This is a genomic window from Streptomyces sp. CA189, assembly GCF_056428985.1.
Genome location: NZ_JBWJVM010000033.1, coordinates 70951 through 91139, shown reverse-complemented (window position 1 = coordinate 91139; position 20189 = coordinate 70951). Strand labels below are relative to the sequence as shown.

General features: G+C 72.5%; 18 protein-coding genes and 1 pseudogene. 8 read left to right on the top strand and 11 right to left on the bottom strand.

The window, feature by feature from the left end; all coding sequences use genetic code 11:
- Positions 1 to 319 precede the first annotated feature (319 nt).
- The 3 genes from AC061S_RS23955 (at position 320) to AC061S_RS23945 (ending at position 1869) form a co-directional block, all read left to right on the top strand.
- Entirely contained in the window at positions 320 to 1060 is a 741-nt protein-coding gene (locus tag AC061S_RS23955) for a hypothetical protein (protein WP_478687966.1), read from the top strand.
- Between the two features lie 105 nt (positions 1061 to 1165).
- Positions 1166 to 1576 carry a hypothetical protein gene (locus AC061S_RS23950; RefSeq protein WP_478687965.1) on the top strand — a complete coding sequence of 137 codons (411 nt, stop codon included), beginning with the start codon at positions 1166 to 1168 and terminating at the stop codon, positions 1574 to 1576.
- The gene (locus tag AC061S_RS23945) at positions 1573 to 1869 is read left to right on the top strand and encodes a hypothetical protein (RefSeq protein ID WP_478687964.1); all 297 of its coding nucleotides are present in this window, start codon (positions 1573 to 1575) and stop codon (positions 1867 to 1869) included. The genes AC061S_RS23950 and AC061S_RS23945 overlap by 4 nt, the downstream gene beginning before the upstream one ends.
- A gap of 45 nt (positions 1870 to 1914) precedes the next feature.
- On the opposite strand, the gene AC061S_RS23940 is transcribed toward AC061S_RS23945, so the two are convergent.
- From AC061S_RS23940 to AC061S_RS23925, 4 genes are all read right to left on the bottom strand, one after another.
- Positions 1915 to 2577 carry a hypothetical protein gene (locus tag AC061S_RS23940; protein ID WP_478687963.1) on the bottom strand — a complete coding sequence of 221 codons (663 nt, stop codon included), beginning with the start codon at positions 2575 to 2577 and terminating at the stop codon, positions 1915 to 1917.
- Positions 2578 to 2937: 360 nt separating this feature from the next.
- Positions 2938 to 4326, bottom strand: a complete 1389-nt coding sequence (locus AC061S_RS23935) for an AMP-binding protein (RefSeq protein WP_478687962.1) — start codon at positions 4324 to 4326, stop codon at positions 2938 to 2940.
- A 108-nt stretch (positions 4327 to 4434) separates the two neighbouring features.
- Positions 4435 to 5247, bottom strand: a complete 813-nt coding sequence (locus AC061S_RS23930) for an enoyl-CoA hydratase/isomerase family protein (RefSeq protein ID WP_478687961.1) — start codon at positions 5245 to 5247, stop codon at positions 4435 to 4437.
- 35 nt (positions 5248 to 5282) lie between these two features.
- Positions 5283 to 6626, bottom strand: coding sequence for an SLC13 family permease (locus tag AC061S_RS23925; RefSeq protein WP_478687960.1), 1344 nt, complete (start codon positions 6624 to 6626; stop codon positions 5283 to 5285).
- A 172-nt stretch (positions 6627 to 6798) separates the two neighbouring features.
- Here AC061S_RS23925 and AC061S_RS23920 point away from each other — a divergent pair, with 172 nt between their 5' ends.
- Both AC061S_RS23920 and AC061S_RS23915 read left to right on the top strand, forming a co-directional pair.
- Positions 6799 to 7551, top strand: a complete 753-nt coding sequence (locus AC061S_RS23920; protein ID WP_478687959.1) for an IclR family transcriptional regulator — start codon at positions 6799 to 6801, stop codon at positions 7549 to 7551.
- A 228-nt stretch (positions 7552 to 7779) separates the two neighbouring features.
- Entirely contained in the window at positions 7780 to 8148 is a 369-nt protein-coding gene (locus tag AC061S_RS23915; RefSeq protein ID WP_478687958.1) for a VOC family protein, read from the top strand.
- 192 nt (positions 8149 to 8340) lie between these two features.
- Here the strand turns inward: AC061S_RS23915 and AC061S_RS23910 are convergent.
- The 5 genes and pseudogenes from AC061S_RS23910 to AC061S_RS23890 all read right to left on the bottom strand — a co-directional run.
- Positions 8341 to 8490 (bottom strand): annotated as a pseudogene (locus tag AC061S_RS23910) (IclR family transcriptional regulator); the annotation flags it as partial.
- 311 nt (positions 8491 to 8801) lie between these two features.
- Positions 8802 to 10325 carry an acetaldehyde dehydrogenase ExaC gene (exaC, locus tag AC061S_RS23905; protein ID WP_478687957.1) on the bottom strand — a complete coding sequence of 508 codons (1524 nt, stop codon included), beginning with the start codon at positions 10323 to 10325 and terminating at the stop codon, positions 8802 to 8804.
- A gap of 55 nt (positions 10326 to 10380) precedes the next feature.
- Entirely contained in the window at positions 10381 to 11799 is a 1419-nt protein-coding gene (locus tag AC061S_RS23900) for a sigma-54-dependent transcriptional regulator family protein (RefSeq protein WP_478687956.1), read from the bottom strand.
- 186 nt (positions 11800 to 11985) lie between these two features.
- Entirely contained in the window at positions 11986 to 13176 is a 1191-nt protein-coding gene (locus AC061S_RS23895; RefSeq protein WP_478687955.1) for an amino acid aminotransferase, read from the bottom strand.
- Complete coding sequence (locus AC061S_RS23890; protein WP_478687954.1) at positions 13169 to 14209, bottom strand: DMT family transporter; 1041 nt, start codon at positions 14207 to 14209, stop codon at positions 13169 to 13171. The genes AC061S_RS23895 and AC061S_RS23890 overlap by 8 nt, the downstream gene beginning before the upstream one ends.
- 223 nt (positions 14210 to 14432) lie before the next feature.
- Between AC061S_RS23890 and AC061S_RS23885 the strand changes: the two genes are divergently transcribed.
- On the top strand, positions 14433 to 14915 hold the full coding sequence (locus AC061S_RS23885) for an Lrp/AsnC family transcriptional regulator (RefSeq protein WP_478687953.1): 483 nt from the start codon (positions 14433 to 14435) through the stop codon (positions 14913 to 14915).
- Between the two features lie 33 nt (positions 14916 to 14948).
- Here AC061S_RS23885 and AC061S_RS23880 read toward each other — a convergent pair whose 3' ends face one another.
- The gene (locus AC061S_RS23880; RefSeq protein WP_478687952.1) at positions 14949 to 16256 is read right to left on the bottom strand and encodes an SWIM zinc finger family protein; all 1308 of its coding nucleotides are present in this window, start codon (positions 16254 to 16256) and stop codon (positions 14949 to 14951) included.
- Between the two features lie 5 nt (positions 16257 to 16261).
- Complete coding sequence (locus AC061S_RS23875; protein WP_478687951.1) at positions 16262 to 19177, bottom strand: DEAD/DEAH box helicase; 2916 nt, start codon at positions 19175 to 19177, stop codon at positions 16262 to 16264.
- Positions 19178 to 19358: 181 nt separating this feature from the next.
- On the opposite strand from AC061S_RS23875, the gene AC061S_RS23870 reads away from it, so the two are divergent.
- Together AC061S_RS23870 and AC061S_RS23865 are read left to right on the top strand one after the other, a co-directional pair.
- Entirely contained in the window at positions 19359 to 19541 is a 183-nt protein-coding gene (locus AC061S_RS23870; protein WP_356511238.1) for a hypothetical protein, read from the top strand.
- Between the two features lie 18 nt (positions 19542 to 19559).
- Positions 19560 to 20180 (top strand): MOSC domain-containing protein, encoded by a 621-nt coding sequence (locus AC061S_RS23865; protein ID WP_478687950.1) that lies wholly within the window; start codon positions 19560 to 19562, stop codon positions 20178 to 20180.
- The last annotated feature ends 9 nt before the right edge of the window (positions 20181 to 20189 follow it).

Below are 20189 nucleotides of genomic sequence, written 5' to 3'. Positions count from 1 at the left end.
CCGCCGCCTCCACGGTGAGATAGGCCACGTCCCACCCGTCGAGTACGAGACCGCCTACTACCTCACGACCACAAAACCGCAGGTCACAACCAACAACTGAGATCTCTACCGAACCCGGAACGGTTCAAAGTGCCTGGTGTACGTCGCAAACGGTGAAGCCAAGAACTACGTCCCCGAGTACTCCGCCGAGGACGGCTGGTAGGGCACTACAGGCAAGCGCTGCCGGTGGCGACTTCACTGTGTGCATGCTGAGACCGGCGCTTTGCGACGGCCGAACCGGTGCTCGAGGGCCGCTGGGCGCAGTGAATACTGAGGCCCGATGGATTCCGACCGTGCGACGCGCCTTCACCGACTCACCCGTACGCTCACCAGACGGTTCGGCCTCGACGTCCACCGGCACGGGGCGGTCGTGGCCGAGTGGTCCGGCTCCGCACGGGCGTGGACGTTCGCGTGGGCCGACGGGCCGACTGTCGCGCAGGTGCGGGCAGCCTGCCGGGAGGTCGAGCCGGAGGCGAGCGAGGGCCTTCGGTACCTGCGCACGCTCTCGGAGGAAGCCGTCGCACTCGGTGCCGTCCGCCTGACGGTGTCACCCGCCACCGGCACGGGCCGTCGCCCCCTCGTCCGTCCGGCCGACGTGGATGCGTTGTTGCGGGACGAGCCGTTTCCCCTGCCGCGCACGGACCGGGAACGTGCGCTTGTGTACGCCGTGGTCTACGAGATCCACGACGCGCACCGCCGCAACAAGGCCGACGCCGAGGAGATCTGCGGGCTCGTCAGCGAGTACGGCCTGGCGCTGCTCCTGCGTCGCAGCGGAGCCGAGCTGTCCCCCGTGGAAATCCTGACCGACCACTACGCGGCGACGCACGCCCACCCCGCGTGGCGTTACCAGCTGGCCCAAATGGACGCGGATGTGCTGTTCCGGGCGGTCCGGGAGGACCCGCGGGCGTCGGCGGAGCTCATCGCTGCCGCCCTTGCCCTCCTGCCCGGGCTGCCTGCCGAGTGCGCCGTGGCCGAGGACGAACTCCGGGCCCGTCTCGAGCGCACCACGCCGACGGCGTAGTCGCGGGCAGGGAAGGGCTGCTCCGCGCTCGGCTGACTTCCGTCCCGGGCGGAGCGGCCTGGGCGCGCGGCCCGCGCTGTCACACCCCCGTCGTACGCTTCCGCCATGAGCGTCTCCCTCTACTACAGCGCGCACCGCACGACACCGCTCACCAAGGCCGAGTCGGCCTCCGTCGCGAGCGTCGTCGCCGCGCACATGGCGTCGTTTCCGTACGACGACGAGGAAAGCCTTCACGTGTACGACCGGCTTGCGGCCGATCCGGAGGAGATCGTCGCAGGGTCCACCAAGATGCCGTTCGATCCCGGTCATCTCATGCCCGTGATCGTCCATGTGCTGGATTCTGTGACGGAGTTGCGCCGGGCCCTACCGGATGCCGAGTGGCGCGTGCACATGGACGACTTCGACGTCCCGTGGGACGAGGCCGAGGGGTACGCCCTGCCCGGGATGCGCGACGTGGACCTGATCGCGGAACTCGCCGCGGTCCACGACGGGGATGGGGGCGGGGCAGCAGGATGAGGGAGGAGAGCGCGGGGAAGGCCGCGGACGCCATGCCGCCCACGCCGGAGCAGCGGCGCCTCATCGGGTTCGGCGCGGCGCTGTATCGCCGCATCGCTGCAGACGCCGATATCGGTCACGTGCTGCTGCCTGAGGACGATGCGGTGGCTGTCGTGCACCGTGTGCGGGGCGGTGGGACGATCCTCGTGGCGGCCGACCTGTCGGTGCTCTTCTTCGGCTCGGCGCTCAGCATCAGCGCCGCCCTGATCGACTTCCGGGCCGGTCGGCGCACGCCCGTGGAGCAGTTCCAGTAGCGGGAGACGCGGGGCGGGGCGGCCCGCTGAGAGCCCCGCTTGCGATCAGGCCGGGTAGCCGATCGACGCGATGGTGGCACCGAGCTGCGCCAGCGTCACATCAGGGTTCAGGGCAGTGACCACATCCGGTGTGAGAGGCCGTAGTTCGTACACGTCGATGACTGCGTCCAGGTCCACCGGCTTGCCGTAGTGCCTCTGAGCCCAGCCCCGGTACTTCTCGGGGGCCCCGTCGACCAGGTGGCGGAAGAGCCAGTCGGACCCGTCCGGAACGGAACGGCCACCGTCGAAGCCGACCTCGCCCGTCCGCCACTGCTCGTCAGTAGTCTCCCGCCACAGGCAGACGGTGATGTGCGGGATGCCCTCCAGCTGGAAGGCCGTTTCCTCGACGCACGACCGGAACACCTCCGGGACGGTGTCGACCACACCGGGCCACGGCGCCCCGTCGCCTGCGTACGGGCTCATGGGGGACGTGTGGTCGAACCCGCGGATGTACGCTCCAGCCGCCGAGAAGACGACGGAGTACGTGTCGCCCCCGCCGTTGTCCATCGAGGCCAGTTCCTGCGTCGCGGACCAATGGGCGTCGAATCGGTGGCGGCGCAGGTACGGTGCGCCGGGCTGGAGGATCGCGTCCAGCATCGCCATCGACCGGCTCAGGTTTCGCAGGGTGGCGATATCCGACAGTCGGTGAGCGACATCCCGAGCGTTCATTCGGCCATCTCACCACACGGCGATGGAACGGCGGCCCGGAGCGTCACTTCCGGCAGTGGCCGGCGAAGGCGGCGAACGTCGGCTTGGGCCCTGGCACACCGTGCAGCGGTGGTCCGCCTCAGGTGGTGCTCGGTCTCACTCGAGTCGGTATCGCTCATGATTCGCCACCCGTTGTCAGCGGCTCGTTTCGACGGTTTACGTACGGGTGCCTAGACCTGGACCTGGCCGGCGGGGCGACTGAGCGGCCGCGCAGCCCCGTGGACAGCACTTGCCCAATGGGCTGCTCAGCTTGATGCATGGAGGTCGGTTGCCGTCGGTCACTGTCCATCGGTTTCAGAACGCCGGTCGTGCCGTTTCGGGCTACGCGCCCAGGAGCTTCTTCTGCACCTTCCCCATTGCGTTGCGCGGCAGGGCCTTCAGGAAGCGGACTTCGCGGGGGCGCTTGTGCCAGGACAGGGTGCGGGCGGTGTGGTCGATGAGCGCCCGCGACAGCTCCGGGCCCGGAGTGGCCGAGGTGACGACGTAGGCGACGAGGCGCTGGCCGAGGTCGTCGTCGGGGACGCCGACGACTGCTGCCTCTGCCACCGCCGGGTGGTCCAGGAGCACGTTCTCGACCTCGCCGGTCCCGATCCGGTAGCCGCCGGACTTGATCAGGTCGGTGGATTCGCGGCCGACGATGCGGTGGAACCCTTCGGGGTCGCGGACGGCCAGGTCGCCGGTGGTGAACCAGCCGTCGTCGGTCCACGCCGCGGCGGTGGCGTCGGGGCGGCCCAGGTAGCCGTCGAACAGCGAGGGGCCGCGTACCTCCAAGACGCCCACGCTGTCTCCGTCGGCGGGCAGCAGTGCGCCGCCCTCGCCTCGCAGTCGGGTCTCGACGCCACGCAGCGGGGTGCCGACCCAACCGGGGCGGCGCTCGCCGCGCGGGCGGGTGCTGAGGGTGATGAGGGTTTCGCTCATGCCGTAGCGCTCGATCGGCGGTGTGCCGAGGAGCTCCCCCAGCCGGTCGAAGACGGGCACGGGGAGCGGGGCGCTGCCGGAGACGACCAGGCGGGCGCGGGCGAGGGCGCGCGCGGCGGTCTCGTCCTTGGCGATGCGGGACCAGATGGTCGGCACCCCGAAGTACATGGTGCCGGGTGTGGCCGCGTAGACGGCGGGTTTGGCCTTGCCGGTGTGTACGACGTGGGAGCCGATGTGCAGTGATGCGAGCACGCCGAGGACGAGTCCGTGGAGGTGGAAGAGGGGGAGGCCGTGGACGACGGTGTCCTCGGGTTCCCATGCCTCGGCGATCGCGTCGAGACTGTGCATGAGGGCGGTATCGGAGAGGCGGACGCCTTTGGGGGTGCCGGTCGTGCCGGAGGTGTAGAAGATCATCGCCGGGCGTTTGCCAGAGGCTGCGGGGGAAGCCGGAGCGCCCGTGGGGCGGAGCGGCGGCAGGCCGCCTGCCGGTTCGGGGCCGAGCCAGCGGGTCGCGCCGGAGTCCCGCAGGAAGTGGGCGACTTCGGCAGGCCCGGAGTCCGGGGGGATCGGGACGACGGGTATGCCACGCAGCAGACAGGCGACGACGGCGACGACCGTGTCGGCGGTGGGGAGGGCGTTGACGGCGACAGGGCCTGCGCCGTCGAGGGTGCGGCCAAGCCGCTCGGCGGCGTTGTAGAGCGACTCTCGGGTGTGGAACGTGCCGTCGATGGTCAGGGCGGGAGCGGTCCCGCGGGCTTCAGGGGATGTGGGGGCGAGGGAGGAGAGGAGCATGGGGCAGGCCCGCTTCCGGGTGTTGGTGGTTTGCTTCTGTGGCGGTGGCGGCTGATCGCAGGGGGCCGGATGGCGGTCGGAGACCGCGGACGTCGGTGGCTCCCGGAGTCAGCGGGGAATGCGAGGCCGGAAGAGCGGCTGGTGTCCCGCGGCGAAGGCGGCGAGGCCCACCGCCAGGTCGGGGTTGATGGTTTCGGCCCACTTGCGGGCCGTCGCTTCGGGGACTTCACCGTCCGGGGTGGCGGCTGCGGCATCGATCATCTCCTTCGCGGCCGCGACGCTGACCGGTGAGCGTGCCGCAACGGTCCGGGCCAGGGCTGCGACGGTCGACTCGAGGGCATCCGGCTCGGCGAGGTCATCGAGGATCCCGTATCGCTGGGCGGTCGCGGCGTCGAGCAGATCGGCGCAGAACAGCACGCGCTTGGCGGCTGTCGCGCCGATGGCCCGCACGAGACGGGCGACGGCCGGGGCCGGGTAGACGAGGCCGAGGCGCGCGGGAGTGACGGCCAGCCGACTGGTGGTGGCGGCGATGCGCAGGTCGCAGGCCAGGGCGAGCTGTACGGCCGCTCCAACGCAGTGGCCCTCGATCGCGGCGATCGTCGGCACCGGGCAGTCGAGGAGGGCGTTCTCGCAGCGCATCAGGTCTTCGGCGACTTCGCCGGGTCCGTCCGGGCGTAGTTCGGTGATGTCCGCGCCGGCACTGAAGTCGCCGTCGGCACCGGTCAGGACGATGACGCGGACGCCCGGTCGGCACGTCAACTCACCAACCAACACCGTGAGTCGACGGGCCATGGACCGGGTGATGGCATTCTTGCGGCCGCGGTGGCAGAGGGTGAGGGTCGCGATGCCGTCGTTGATGGAGGCCGTGACCTGGGCGTCGCCGTGTGGCGGCCGCGGAGGTGTGGGGGTGGTGTGGGACACGAGGTGCTTCCTTCAGGACGGGCGGGTGGGGCGCCTCAGCCGAGCAGGGAGGGGGCGATGAGGACGGCGCAGGTGACGACCGGGCCGACCACGATCATGGAGAGGCCCCATCGGGTCAGCAGCCGGCTCATGCGTTGTCGCCCTGCCTCGTCCGGCGCAGAGGCGACGACGGCCGCACCCGCCGTGGAGAACGGGGTGGTGTCGACGATGGAGGAACAGACGGCGACCGCGATGACGAGCCCGGCGCCCGGCAGCGAGCCGGCCGCCACCAGCGGCAGGGCGAGGGGGATGAGGATGCCGAGGATGCCGGTGGTCGACGCGAAGGCGGAGACGAGCGCGCCGAGGGTGCAGAGTACGAATGCGGCGAGCAGCGGGGAGTCCATTCCCTTGGCGAAGTCGCCCAGCAGGTCCACGGCCCCGAGGCGCTCCAGCACGCCGACGTAGGTGAGGATGCCGACGACCAGCAGGATCGTCGACCAGTCGACCTGCCGTACGGCGGCCGCCGTCCGGGCGGGGAACGCGAGGGAGAGCAGGACGCCGAGGCCGAGCGCGAGGGCGCCGACATTGGCGTTGATCCCGGCGAGGGTCAGGCCGACGACGGAGACGATCAGGGCGGCGATGGCCGTGAGGGTGGCGATCTGGAAGCCGCGCGAGGCCTGAGCCTTCTCGGGCCGCGGACCGGGCCCGGCTTCGGTGGCGCCGGTGGCCGTGTCCGGTCGGTGCGCGGTGGCGATGGCGGTGGGGACGTCCTGGCCGGTGCTCGTGGCCGTCGCGTCGCCGCCCGCGGCCGTGCTGTGGCGGCGGAAGAGGAAGGTGGCGACGAGGAGGAGTGCCGTATTGACCGCGAGGACGAAGCCGAAGAGCAGCATCGGGTCGACGTCGATGCCGCCGCGGTTCGCGATGCCGACCGTGAGGATGCCGAAGAGGCTCGTCGGGGCAAAGCCGCCGGTCGAACCGCCGGTGACCACAGCGATGCCCATGACCACCGGGTCGCGGCCCTCGCGGCGGGCGAAGGAGAGCGCAATGGGGGCGAGGACGACCGCGGCCAACGGCGAACCGAGGCTTCCGACGCCGGCCGCGAGTGCGAAGAACACCCACGGCAGCAGGGCGCCGCGGGCACCTGCGCGCCGGACGACGGCGTCCACGATGACGTCCAGAGTGCCGTTGGCGCGGGCGATGCCGAACAGATAGGTGACGCCGAGGAGCAGCAGGACGACGTCGACGGGGAAGCCGCCGAGGATGTCCTTGACGGACTGTCCGGCGGCGAGTCCCACGGCCAGTGCGGCGGCGAGCGTCAGCGCCCCCATGTGCACGGACCGTACGGATGCCACCAGGAACGCTAGCGCCAGGATGCCCAGCGCCATCAGCTGAAGACTCATCGTTTCTCCTCACGAGAGCGGAGTCGGTCTACTGTGCGGTCCAGTGGTCTTCTCTGCGGTCCAGCGCACGCTAGACTGCACCGTGGGTCGCGTCAATAGCCGATATAAGGGCGGACCGATGCCTTGCGGCCTGAGGTCGCGGCCTAAGCTCAGGGCCGGAGAAGGAGGGTGGATGTCGACACAGAGCGTGAAGACGGCACTGCAAGTCCTGGAAGCCGTGGCGAGTGACCAGCCCGTGGGGCTCAGCGAACTCGCGCGCACCCTGGGAATCAACAAGAGCACCGTCCAGCGATGCCTGGTCACACTGGCTGACGCGGGCTGGATCCGCACCGTGGGCGAGGACCGCCCCCAGTGGGTGATGACGACCAAAGCCTTCTCGGTCGGCTCCCAAGTCGAACACGTACGGTCCATACGGGAATTGACGCTCCCGATCCTCGGTGAACTGCAGGAGTACGCAGGCGAGACCGTGCACCTGATGGTCCCCGAGGACGACCGCACCATGGTGCTGATCGAACGCCTCGACAGCGCCCACCCGGTACGTGTCTTCCGCCAGCTCGGATCCCGGATCGCCCTGCACACCTCCGCCAACGGCCTGGCCTACCTCGCCCGCCGGGACGCCGCCTTCGTCGACGCCTACCTGGCCGGCGGCCTCGAACAGCGCACCGCCCACACCATCACCGACCCGGACGCCCTGCGTGCCGAGCTCGACCGCATCCGGGAACGCGGCTACGCCGTCAACGAGGAAGGGATGGAGGACGGCGTCGTCGCCGTCGCCGCCGCCGTCCTCTCCCGCCGCGGCGAACCGGTCGCCGCCTTCTCCGTCTCCGGCCCCCGCGTCCGGATGACACCGAAGAACGTCGAGGACTACGGAACGCACGCAGCCTCAGCCGCCAGGCGGATCACGGCGGTGCTGCACGACGTCTAAGTCGCGCACGCCGCCCCAGCGCGGTCGTGGCCGCCTGCCAAAGACAGTGAAGCTCCGCCATCTTGAAGTGGCTGGTCGGAGGGGTGGCGTGACCTCGTTTCGGGGTGCTCATGCTGGTCGTGGGCGACAGTCTGTGTTGTAGATCGTCCGGCGGGGTGGTTTTCGCCGATGAGTTCTCCGTCCTCGAACGGTCTACCCAGCGACACGACCGTTCTCGACAGGGGTGCCATGTCCACCATCCAGCCAGTGATCGTGACTGCCGACCATGACGTTCTGCTCGGCTTCTATACGAAATTGTTCGGCGCCGAGGAGATCTTCCGGGTGCCATCGGAAGGCCCGGCCTTCTACCTCGTCTTGCGCATCGGCGACACCGACCTCGGGCTGGTGGCCAAGGCGAACCCGGGGAATGGGGCGGCGGCGCGGATTCTGCTCAGCATCGGTGTCGACGACGTCGACGAGACACTCGGCCGGGTGGAGGCGTTGGGCGGCTCGGTCCGCAGCGGCCCCAACGACATGCCGTGGAGACAGCGCGTCGCCCACATCCAGGACCCCGACGGCAACCCGGTGAACCTCACTCAGCCGATCCCAGCCCGGTGACGCTGTTCCGGGGGCATGTGCTGATCGTGGGCTACCTGCGGTAGAGATCAATTGTAGGTAATGGCCTCGATGTTCGTCAGGACGATTGTCAGTGGCCAGTTCTGAATGCCCGCTGGCGGCCAGGCGGCCAGGCGGCAATGCGCGCCGAGCGCAGACGAGGCTGACTGGCCGCAGGCGGAGATGCACATAGCCGTCGTGCGTCAGGGTGAGCGGCAGGTGGTACGTGGTGGCCACGGCCAGGCCGGTCTCGCGGGCCGACTGTTTGGCCGACGCGCCGCCCGCGGGGGACCCGATGGCCCCCATCAGGCGAAAGGCTTGCTGCAGGGCCTCCCGGCACGGCATCGCTCGGTTCGATTTGCATCTCCGAGCTACCAGGAGGCCCTGCCTTCATGCGCGTGCAGCTCAGGGATGCAGGACCATGCGAACCACCTGATCGAGCAGTCCATGCCTCAGTGGGACCAGCGCACCGAGTCCGCCCCTGGGGACGGATGAACGTGGATCTGGTCCGTGACTGGTCCGGAACTCATGGTCAGAGTTGGGATAGGCGTGGGAGGAGCTGGGAGTAACGGCATATTTAGGGCCTGCTTCGCGATGATCTGCTGATGGCGCCTGACCTGGGGAAAACCACAGGACAGGCGCCCTTTTTCGTGCCTCTAGAAGAAGCCGAGCTTCTGTGGCGAGTAGGACACCAGCAGATTTTTGGTCCACTGGTAGTGCTCCAGCATCATCTTGTGGGTCTCGCGGCCCATGCCGGACTGCTTCGTTCCGCCGAAGGCGGCGTGGGCCGGGTAGGCGTGGTAGCAGTTCGTCCAGACCCGGCCCGCCTGGATCGCGCGGCCCGCGCGGTAGGCCGTGTTGATGTCGCGGGTCCATACGCCGGCGCCCAGGCCGTACGCCGTGTCGTTCGCGATGCGCACGGCGTCGTCGAAGTCCTGGAACGAGGTCACCGACACCACCGGGCCGAAGATCTCCTCCTGGAAGATCCGCATGCGGTTGTCGCCCTCGAAGATGGTCGGCTGGACGTAGAAGCCGCCCGCCAGTTCGCCACTGTGCTCCACGCGCTGCCCGCCGGTCAGGACCTTCGCGCCCTCCTGCTGCCCGATCTCCACGTACGACAGCACCTTCTTCAGCTGCTCCGCCGACGCCTGCGCGCCGATCATCGTGTCCGTGTCCAACGGGTGTCCCGGCACGATCAGTTCGGTGCGGGCCACGGCCGCGTCGAGGAAGTCGCCGTAGCGGCCGCGCTCGATCAGGGCGCGGGAGGGGCTGGTGCACACCTCGCCCTGGTTGAGGGCGAACATCGTGAACCCTTCGAGGGCCTTGTCCCGCAGGTCGTCGTCGGCGGTCCAGATGTCGTCGAAGAAGAGGTTGGGGCTCTTGCCGCCCAACTCCAGCGTGACCGGCTTGAGGTGCTCCGCCGCGTACTGCATGATCAGCCGCCCCGTGGAGGTCTCCCCGGTGAAGGCCACCTTCGCCACGCGAGGGCTGGACGCGAGCGGCTTGCCCGCCTCCTCGCCGAAGCCGTTGACGATGTTCACCACGCCGGGCGGCAGCAGGTCGCTGATCAGGCTCATCAGGTAGTGCACCGACACCGGGGTCTGCTCGGCCGGTTTCAGCACCACGGTGTTGCCCGCGGCCAGGGCCGGCGCCAGCTTCCACACGGCCATCAGGATGGGGAAGTTCCACGGGATGATCTGGGCGACCACGCCCAGCGGCTCGTGGAAGTGATAGGCCACCGTGTCCTCGTCGATCTGACTGAGGGCCCCCTCCTGGGCGCGCAGCGCGCCCGCGAAGTAGCGGAACTGGTCGACGGCGAGCGGCATGTCGGCGGCCAGGGTCTCGCGGATCGGCTTGCCGTTCTCCCAGGTCTCCGCGACCGCGAGCGCCTCCAGGTTCTGCTCCATCCGGTCCGCGATGCGCAGCAGGATCGTGGCACGCTCGGTGACCGAGGTCCGACCCCACGCGGGAGCGGCGGCGTGGGCCGCATCCAGTGCGCGCTCGATGTCCTCGGCCGTGCCGCGCGCGACCTCGGTGAAGGTCTCGCCGGTCACGGGGGAGGGGTTGGCGAAGTACCGGCCGAGGGCGGGCTCGACGTACTCGCCGCCTATGAAGTGGCCGTAGCGGGACGCGTACGACATGAGCGCGCCTTCGGTGCCGGGCGCAGCGTAACGGGCCATGGGTGGTCCTCCCTTGCCGGGCGCCGGCCGCCGTCGGCCGGTGCTCGCCGCGAGGCTAGGGGCGGGCAGGTTGCCGGTACGTTGCACGGCCGCGCGGTGAACGGGGCCCGGGCGGTGGAGTGGTCGCCGCGCTGCCGGCGCTGACGGTGCTGACGGTGGTGCCGGTGCCGGGCCTTTCCGGTGCGCTGCGGCCCCGCCCGGTACCCGGCAAGTCCCCGGGTGACGCCCCGAGTTCCGCGTCGATGGCCCGTACGCGGGCCAGCGCGGCCGTCCGGCCGGCAGCCGGGAGTACGGCTGCCAGTGCCCGCCAGACCGCGACGTCCTCGGCGCCCCACGGGCTGCACACCCAGTCGGTGAGCAGCCCCGGGTCGGCCCGCGCGATCACGGCGGCCCGCGCCTGCTCCTCGATCCGCCGCCGGAGCCGGACGATGCCGGGCGCCGTGGAGGCGGGCAGGAGCGGGCCCGGGTAGCGGGCCAGGGCCGCCGAGACGGCGCCGGAGGCCAGATGCCGGGTGACGGCGGTGAAGTCGGCCTCCAGCGGCGCGGCCGCGCGGTAGGGGCGGGAGAGCGGGGCCCGGGGCCCCAGCAGGCCGCGCAGCCGTGACATTTCGGCGCGCAGGGTCACCGGTGACACCGACTCGTCCTCGTACAGGGCGATCGCCAGTTCCTCTCCCGACAGGCCCTCGGGGTGGTGCGCGAGCAGCGCCATGATCTCGCTGTGCCGCCGCCCGAGCCGGACCTCACGGCCATCGCCGGTCAGCAGCGCCTCGTCGCGGCCGAGCGCGGTGAGGCAGTCCCCGGGAGCCTTGGGCGCCGGATCCAGCAGCGCGAGCCGGGCCTCCGCCGCGCACGCCACCGCCCGCACGAAGGCGAGGGAGTGCGGATGGGCCAGCCAGTCGCCCCCGGTGACGTCGACGGCGCCGAGCACCCTTCCGGTGCGCGGATCGCGGACCGGAGCCGCCGCGCAGGTCCACGGGTGCACCCGGCGGCTGAAGTGCTCGGCGCCGAAGACCTGGACCGGCTCCCCGACCGCCACCGCCGTGCCGGGGGCGTTGGTGCCCATCGCCGTCTCCGCCCAGCGGGCGCCCGGCACGAAGCCGAGGCGCTCGGCCCGCCGCATCGTGGCGGGTTCGCCCTCCACCCAGAGCAGGCTACCCCGTGCGTCGCACACCGCCAGCAGATGGGCCCCGTCCGAGGTGAAGGCGCCCACGAGGTCCCGGAACAGCGGGAGCACCCGGGCCAGCGGGTGCTGCTCCCGGTACGACCGCAGTTCCGCCCCGGCCAGCTCCACCCGGGGCGCGCACTCCGGGCTGACCCGGGCCCGGGCGCAGCGGCGCCAGGACCTCGCGATGACCGCCCGCACCGGGGCCTCGACCCGCCCGTCCTGGGTGAACGCGGCGTGGGCCCGGCGCAGTTCCCGCGTCCGCTCGGCGGGGTCGGCTCCGCCCGGCAGAGCCACCGAAGGATCGTCCATGTCGCCCTCTCGCGGTGCCTTGGTACCCGGAGCGCCCCATCGTCGTACCGGCCCGCCGCCCCGACAAGCGGTACGTCGGCCAGTGCGTCGGCATCCGCCTGCCGAAATCCGCCCTCGCCGAAATCCGCCCTCGCCGAAATCCGCGCTCGCCGAAGCCCGCCCCGGCCCCAGCCGAGGCATGCGGGCTCAGTGGTCCATGACCGCCGCGACGCCCCGCGCGAGGCAGGGGATGCGGTGCTCAGGGATGCCCGCGATGTTGACGCGCCCCGAGGCCGTGCCGTAGATCGCGAACTCCGTGCGCAGCCGCAGCATCTGCTGTCCGGTCAGGGGCAGCATCGAGAACATCCCCCGCTGCCGGGCGAGCGTCCGTGCCTCGCCGGCCCGGCCGAGCGCGCTCAGACCGGCGGCCAGCACGGCCCGGTTGGTGGTGATCCGGCCGCGCATCAGGTCCAGTTCCGCGCGCCAGGCGGCCCGTAGCCCGTCGTCCTCCAGGATCGCCGTGACGACGGCGGCGCCGTGCTCGGGAGGCATCGAGTACTGGGTCCGGGCGGCGTTCTGCAGGGCCGTCTCGGCGTGCCGCGCGGCCGTGGCCGAGGCGCCGAGGACGATGGCGCCGCCTACGCGGTCGCTGTAGAGGCCGAAGTTCTTCGAGCAGCTGACCGCGATCAGCATCTCCGGCACGCGCGAGGCCAGCATGCGGGTCGCCACCAGATCGGCCTCAAGACCGTCGCCGAGCCCGTGGTAGGCGAGGTCGACGAAGGGGATCCAGCCGCCGCCGACGGCCGACTCGGCGAGCGCCTCCCAGTCGTCCGGCAGCGGGTCCACCCCGGTCGGGTTGTGGCAGCAGCCCTGGAGCAGGACCACGTCGTCGCGCCCGGCGCCGGCCAGCTCCCGCAGGACGCCCTCCGTATCGAAGCCGCCCTCGGCGTCGCGCCAGCCGTAGCCGCGCACCTTCAGCCCGGCGGCCTCCAGGATGGGCCGGTGGTTGACGTACGCCGGTTCGCTGATCCAGACGGTGGCGCCGGGGCGGGTGCGGCAGATCAGGTCGGCCAGCAGCCGCAGGGCCCCGGAGCCCGCGACGGTCTGGACGGCGGCGGCCCGTTCGGCCGGACCGCCCCGGCCGGTGCCGAGCACCATCGCGAGCAGGGCCCGGTTGAAGGCGGTGTTGCCGGAGAGCCCCCGGTACTCCTTGGACGCGGAGCGCTCGGCGAGGCGGATCTCGGCCTCGCGCACGGCGGTCATGACGGGGGTGCGCCCGGTCTCGTCGCGGTAGACGCCGAGGACCAGGTTGAGCCGTTCGGGCCGCTCGTCGGCACCGAACTCGTCGGTCAGTACCCACAGCGGGTCGGCGGGCGGCGGCGGGAGGAGCTCAAGCATCTGCGGGAACCTCGGGTCGGGGCTGGGGCTGGGGCTGGGCCTGGGCCTGCGGCTGGGCCTGGGACTGGGCCTGGGTGTCGGGCTGTACCTGGAGCCGGGGGCGGCGGTTGGCGAGGACGACGCCGGCGGTGATGAGCGGGACGCCGACGAGGACGGCGGCGGTCGGTGACTCGCCCAGCACCGGCACGGCGAGCAGGACGACGGCGACCGGGCTGAGGCTTCCGACGACCGAGCTGCGCTCGGCGCCCAGCCTGCGGATGGCGAAGGCGTACAGCAGGCCGGCGCAGAGCCCGACCCCGAGCCCCTGCACGACGAGGAACAGCGCGATGTCGGCTCCGGCGGCGTGCGCGAGGCCGGTGGGGAGCACCCCGGTCAGGACGAGCAGTCCGATGACGGCGAACGAGGGCAGGCAGAGCAGGCCGATCGAGCCGACGGGATCGAGGTCGACCTCCTTCAGCCCCACCGTGTACAGCGCCCACAGGCCGCTGGCCACCAGGAGCGTGCCCGCGCCCTCCAGTACGTCCGCGTCCACCGGGACCACGTAGCGCCAGACGAGGGCGGCCACGCCGACCGCGATCAGCGCGAGCCCGGCCGCCTGCGTGCCGCGGGGAGCGCGGTGTCCGCGGGCGACCATGAGCGCGGAGACGAACAGCGGGACCATGCCGGGCACGATCGAACCGACGAAGGCCGCCGAGGTCAGGGCCCCGCCGTGCATCGCCGCCAGGAAGAACGGAACCCCCGCCCCGCAGACGATCTTGGCGGCGGCGCCCGGCCGCACCGCCGCGATGCGGCGCCGACGCCGCCACAGGGCGGGCGCCAGCACCACGAGCGGGACGCCGAAGCGCAGCAGGGCGGCGTCGGCCGGCAGCAGGGAGGAGGCGCTCAGGGCGCGGGCGCTGAGCGCGAAGGCGGCCCAGATCGCCACGGTCACCAGCAGGGCGGCCAGGCCCACGCTCTGCGGGGAGAACCGGCGCGCGAGCGCTCGGCCGGGGGCCCGGGGAGGGGCCGCGGCCGGGGTGTCGATGGCGACCAAGGAGGTTGCTCCAGCTCTGGGGCCCGGGTGGGGACGGCCCGCACGGGGGTGCGTACGGGAAGTCCCTACAGGAAGTACCTACGGAGGTACGCATGGGTAGCGCGTACGGCAAGCGCGTACGGGTTTCCGTACACCCGCAACGCTAGGGCCTCGGGCAGGGCAGTCGATTGCCAGTTCTGCCTCCTGGACATACGTTTGGGGCAGAATCTGCCAAGGAGTGGCCGTGGACGCAGTCGATCTGCAGATCATCCGGGAATTGCAGGCCGACGGACGGCTGTCGAACCAGGACCTCGCCGACCGCGTCCGGCTGTCCCCCTCGCCCTGTCTGCGGCGGGTCCGGCGGCTGGAGGAGGCCGGCCTGATCCGCGGCTACACGGCCGTGGTCGACCAGGTCGCCTTCGGACTGCCGATCACCGTCTTCGTGCGGATCCGCCTGGAACGCCACACCGCGCCGGCGGTCCGCGTCTTCGAGGAGCACGTCGGGCTCATCGAGCACATCCAGGACTGCTACCTGATGGCGGGCAGCAGCGACTACCTGCTCCGGGTCGTCATCGAGGACCTGGAGGCCTACGAGTCCCTGGTGCGCGACCGCGTCCACGCCATCCCCGGCATCGCCTCGATCGAGTCGAGCTTCGCCTACGGCAGCGTCAAGCAGTCCCGGACGTACCCCCGCCCCACCCCGGGCACCTCCGCACGCCGCCTCTGACGCCGGGCCCGCCCCGCGCCCACTGCGGCACCCTCAGTCCTCCGGGTCCAGCGCGGCCAGCGCCGCCGCCGGGTCCGTGGACGGGGGGCCCGCCGGGAGCCAGTGGTCCGCCGCGCGGCGGTACGGCCACCAGCGGCCCTCGCGGCCCAGGCGGAGCTGGCGGTCGCCGCCCGGTTCCGTCCAGCGGGCGCGGATCCGGCGCAGCACCGGGGCGGGCGCGTCGGTGTCGGCGGTGCCGGCGTCCGCCCCGTCGGGCCAGGCCGACGCCAGCGAGGCCCGGGCCCGGGCGAGCGACGCCCGGTCCGGGGTCCAGTCCTCCTCCAGTACCGCGACGGCCTGTGCCCCGCCGAAGCCCCAGGCGAGTACGGCCCGGTCCATGGCGGCCCGGTCCCTGTCGGAAGCCGCCGACAGGCGGGAGCGGACCCGAAGGTCGTGGGCCTCCGCCGTGAGCCGTACGGCGTCCTGCGCGAGGGTCGGCTCGGGCTGCGGGGCGCGCTCCGCATGGGCCGGAGCGAGCGCTTCCGCGAGCAGCCGGTACGCCTGCGCCGCGGCCGCCTGCGCCAGGAACTCCACCCCGTCCACATCCAGGCCCGGCGGCTCCGCCCCCGCGTCCGTGTCCAGCGTCGGAGGCTGGCCCGGCGCCTGCGGCAGCCGCGCGGGCGGGGGCAGGGGCGGCAGGGCGGCAGCCGCCGCGTACACCTCGGACGCGGGGACCCCGGCGGCTACGCCCTCACCGGTGTCGGCGTCGGATGCCAGAGCCTCCGCTTCCGCCGTGCTGCGCTCCTCCAGCTCGGCCAGCAGACCGGACTCGGCGCGCCCGCGCAGCAGCAACAGCACGAAGGGGTCCTGGTCCAGCAGCCGTGCCACCTGGTAGCAGAGCGCCGCCGTGTGCGGGCAGTGGTCCCACTCCTCACAGTCGCAGCGCGGGTCGAGGTCCCCGATCCCGGGCAGCAGCTCCACCCCGGCCGCCGCCGCGTCCTCCACGAGCTCCGGCGGGACCTCCCGGTCGAGCAGCGCCGCGATGTGGCCGGACTCGGCGGCCGCCAGCCCGAGCAGCCGGTCCCATTCCGCTTCCGTGAACTCCTGTACCAGCACGTCGGTCCGGTGCGCCGTCCCGTCCGGGTCGCGCACCACGGCCGTCAGCCCGCCCGGCCGTACGGACACGGCCCCGACCGCGCCCGAACGCGCGTACCGCCGGCCCTGCTTGACCTGCACCCCGTCGAGCGCGCTGTCCTCCAGGGCGCGCAGCCAGGCATGGCCCCACCAGGTGCGGGCGAAGCCGCGGCCGGGGGCGGGCGGGAGCGGCGGGAAGGTCTTCTCGTACGGGTCCTGCGCGTTCATCCGTGTCACTCCCCGGAGGCGGTCGGGCGGAGCGCGACGAGTTCGGCCAGCTCCGCGTCGCTCAGTTCGGTCAGTGCGGCCTCGCCGCCCGCGAGCACGGCGTCGGCCAGGGCCCGTTTGCGTGCGAGGAGTTCGGCGATCCGGTCCTCGACGGTGCCTTCGGCGATGATGCGGTGGACCTGGACGGGCTGGGTCTGGCCGATGCGGTAGGCGCGGTCGGTGGCCTGTTCCTCGACGGCCGGGTTCCACCAGCGGTCGTAGTGGATGACGTGGCCGGCCCGGGTGAGGTTGAGGCCGGTGCCCGCCGCCTTGAGGGAGAGCAGGAACACGGGGACCTCGCCCGCCTGGAAGCGGTCCACGAGCTCCTCGCGACGCGGAACGGGCGTCCCCCCGTACAGCAGTTGGGACGCGATGCCGCGCGCGGTCAGATGCCGTTCGATGATGCGGGCCATCGTCACGTACTGGGTGAAGACCAGGGCCGAACCGCCCTCGGCCAGGATCGTGTCGAGCAGTTCGTCGAGGAGCTCCAGCTTGCCGGAGGCCGCCCCGGCGGCTTCCGTCGAGCCGTACTGCTCCTTCGTGTACTGGGCGGGGTGGTTGCAGATCTGCTTGAGCGAGGTCAGCAGTTTGACGACGAGCCCGCGGCGCTCCATGCCGTCCGCCCCGGCGATCGCGGCAAGGGTCTCGCGCACGACCGCCTCGTACAGACCGGCCTGTTCGCGGGTCAGGGACACGGCGTGGTCGGTCTCGGTCTTGGGCGGCAGTTCGGGCGCGATTCCGGGGTCGGACTTCTTGCGGCGGAGCAGGAACGGCCGTACGAGCGCCCCCAGTCGGGCCGCCGCCCGCGGGTCGCGGCCGCTTTCGACCGGCTCGGCGTAGCGCGTGCGGAAGGCGCCGAGGCGGCCGAGGAGGCCCGGTGTGGTCCAGTCGAGGACGGCCCACAGCTCGGACAGGTTGTTCTCGACCGGGGTGCCGGTGAGGGCCACGCGGGCGGCCGAGGGGATGCTGCGCAGGGCCTTGGCCGTCGAGGAACGCGGATTCTTGACGTGCTGTGCCTCGTCCGCGACGACCATGCCCCAGCGCACGGCGGCGAGTCGGGGCGCGTCCAGGCGCATGGTGCCGTAGGTGGTGAGGACGAATCCCCCTGCGGGTTGGCCGGTCAGTCCTTCGAGGCCGCGGCCCGAACCGTGGAAGCGGCGCACCGGCGTACCGGGGGCGAACTTCTCGATCTCCCGCTGCCAGTTGCCCAGCAGCGAGGCCGGGCAGACCACCAGCGTCGGGCCCTCGTGTCCGTGCTCCTGGCGGTGCAGGTGGAGCGCGATCAGGGTGACGGTCTTGCCCAGACCCATGTCGTCGGCGAGGCAGGCGCCGAAACCGAGCCCGGTCAGGCGGGCGAGCCAGCGCAGGCCGCGGAGCTGGTAGTCGCGCAGGGTGGCGCGGAGGGCGGCAGGGGCCTGTACGTCGGCCGGCGCGGGGGCGTGGTCCGGGGCGGCGGCGCGCTCGGGGTCGGTGGTGAGGAGTGCGCGGAGGCGTTCGAGCGAACCGGCGGCCTCTACCTCGTACCGCGTGCCGTCGAGCTCCGCCGAGCCGGTCAGTACGGCGGCCAGCGCTTCGGCGGCCGTCACCTCGCGGTCCTGGCGGGCGAGGGCCCGGGCCCGGCGGGCCACGGACGGATCGATCAGGACCCACTGGTCGCGCAGCCGGACCAGGGGCCGCTTCGCCTCGGCGAGCCGGTCCAGCTCGTCGGCGGTCAGATCGCCCTGGCCGCCCAGGGCGTAGCGCCAGCCGACGGGGTGTGCGGTGCCGGCGGAGAGCAGGCCCGGCAGGTCGGAGCCGGCGGCGGCCCGGCCCACGACGGCCCGGGCGGTGAGCGTACGGGCGAGCCCGCGCGGCCAGTGCACCTGCACCCCGTCGGCCGCCAGATCCCCGGCGGCCTCCCCGAGCAGCTCCGCGACCTCCTCGTCGGCGAGTTCCACCGCGTCGGGGACGGCGGCGCCGAGCAGCGGCGCGAGCGGCGGCCACAGCCGGGCGGCACGGCGCAGGGCCCGCAGTGCGTCCAGACGGGCACGGGGCGGGAAGGCGGCCGCGGCGGGCCCGGAGCCGGCCCAGACGTCGGCTGCGTCCGCGACGAGGGTGGCGTCGGCGAGGCCGTGCAGCTGCAGGACGGCGCGGAAAGCGGCGGGTTCGGCGTCCGGGTCCACCTCGATGCGGAGCGAGATGCGCACCCCGGCGTCGTGCCCGGCCGCGACCTCCGCGGCCCAGTCGCGCAGCTCGGGGTGGAGCCGCGGCGGGCGGGCGGCGTAGGCGGAGCCGCCGGCTGCGGCGGGGGCGGCGGGGGAGCGGGGCAGGGTGTCGGCGACGGCGTCGAGGAAGGCGCGCAGCAGCGGCTCCGGGGCGGGCAGCCGCGGCGGGCCGGCGAGGTCGCGGTCCTGGCCGGTGCCGGTTCCGGTGCTGGTGTCGTTGACGGTGGCGGCGCCGAGGCCGATCGGTACGCAGTGCGCGTCGGGCGGCATGGCCGCCGCCAGCTCCCGGACCTCCGCCAGGTCGGCGGTGTCCAGCGGCCCGAGCCGCCAGGCGTCGTACCCGGCGGGGCTCAGCCCGGGCAGCAGCAGCCCGCGCGCGGCGAAGCGCAGGGCCAGCAGGGCGGCGGCGCCCCAGAAGGGCGCGGCGCCGGCCGAGGCGGCGGCCCGGACCCGGGTGAGCAGGGGCAGGGCTTCGGCGAGGGGCAGGACGAGGGCCGTCACCGTGGTGCGGCGCAGGTCGGGCGTGACGATGGTGAGCTGCTCGGCGGTGCCCCGCCCGTCGAGGTGGAGGCCCTCGGCGGGATCCGCCGGCCAGAAGGCCATCCGGCCGCCGCGGGCCGGTTCGGCGGGGAGGAAGACGGCGGAGCAGGGGATGAGGCCGGAGATCGTCGGGAGCACGCATTCCTCAAACTTGACTACCGAATACAGGGTGGCCGAGACTAACCCACCCGCGGTGGCCCCGGCCCGCGGCGACACCGTGACCCGGGTCACGTCCTCGCCCGTTCGCGCGAGCGGGAACGCGGGGGCGGGAACGTGCGTTGTGTGGGGTAGTGGCCGACGGAGAAAGAGGGTGCCGCAGATGTCCACGAGCGGAAAGATCGCGGTTGCCGGTGTGGTGGCAGCCATCGTGCTGTTCTGGGCGGTCGGGTTCTGGGCCGGACTGCTGGTCCTGATCGGTGTCCCCGTGGCCGCCTACCTGCTGTTGGACTCCTCACAGCGTCGTAGGCTGCGGGGGATGTCCAGGAAGCAGATCGGCCGCTGACGGCGGCAGGGGGGCAACATGAGCACGGCGAGCACGGCGAGCACGGCGAGCACGGCGAGCACGGCAGGCACGGCAGGCACGGCGGGCGGCGCGGCGGACGTGGCGCAGGTCGCGGCGGTCAGCAGCAATGGGGTCTACTCGTTCACCAAGCCCACGCGCGAGAGCATCACGCTCCTCGAAGGGCTCGGGGTCGAGGGAGACGTCCACGCGGGGGTCACGGTCAAGCACCGTTCCCGCGTGGCCCAGGACCCCACGCAGCCGAACCTCCGGCAGGTGCACCTGATCCACCGGGAGCTCTTCGAAGAGGTGGCCGAGGCGGGCCACCAGGTCGAGCCGGGCCAGCTCGGGGAGAACGTCACCACCGAAGGCATCGACCTGCTCGCCCTGCCGACGGGCACCTTGCTGCGCCTCGGTGCGGACGCGGTGGTCGAGGTGACCGGGCTGCGCAATCCGTGCCTGCAGATCGACGCCTTCCAGCACGGGCTGCTCAAGCAGGTGGTGAGCCGGGACGACGAGGGCAACCTGCTCCGCAAGGCCGGAATCATGGGCGTGGTCCACCGGGGCGGCACCATCCACCCCGGCGACACCATCGAGGTCACCCTCCCCCCGACCCCGCACATCCCCCTCGACCGGGTCTGACCGGCCGAG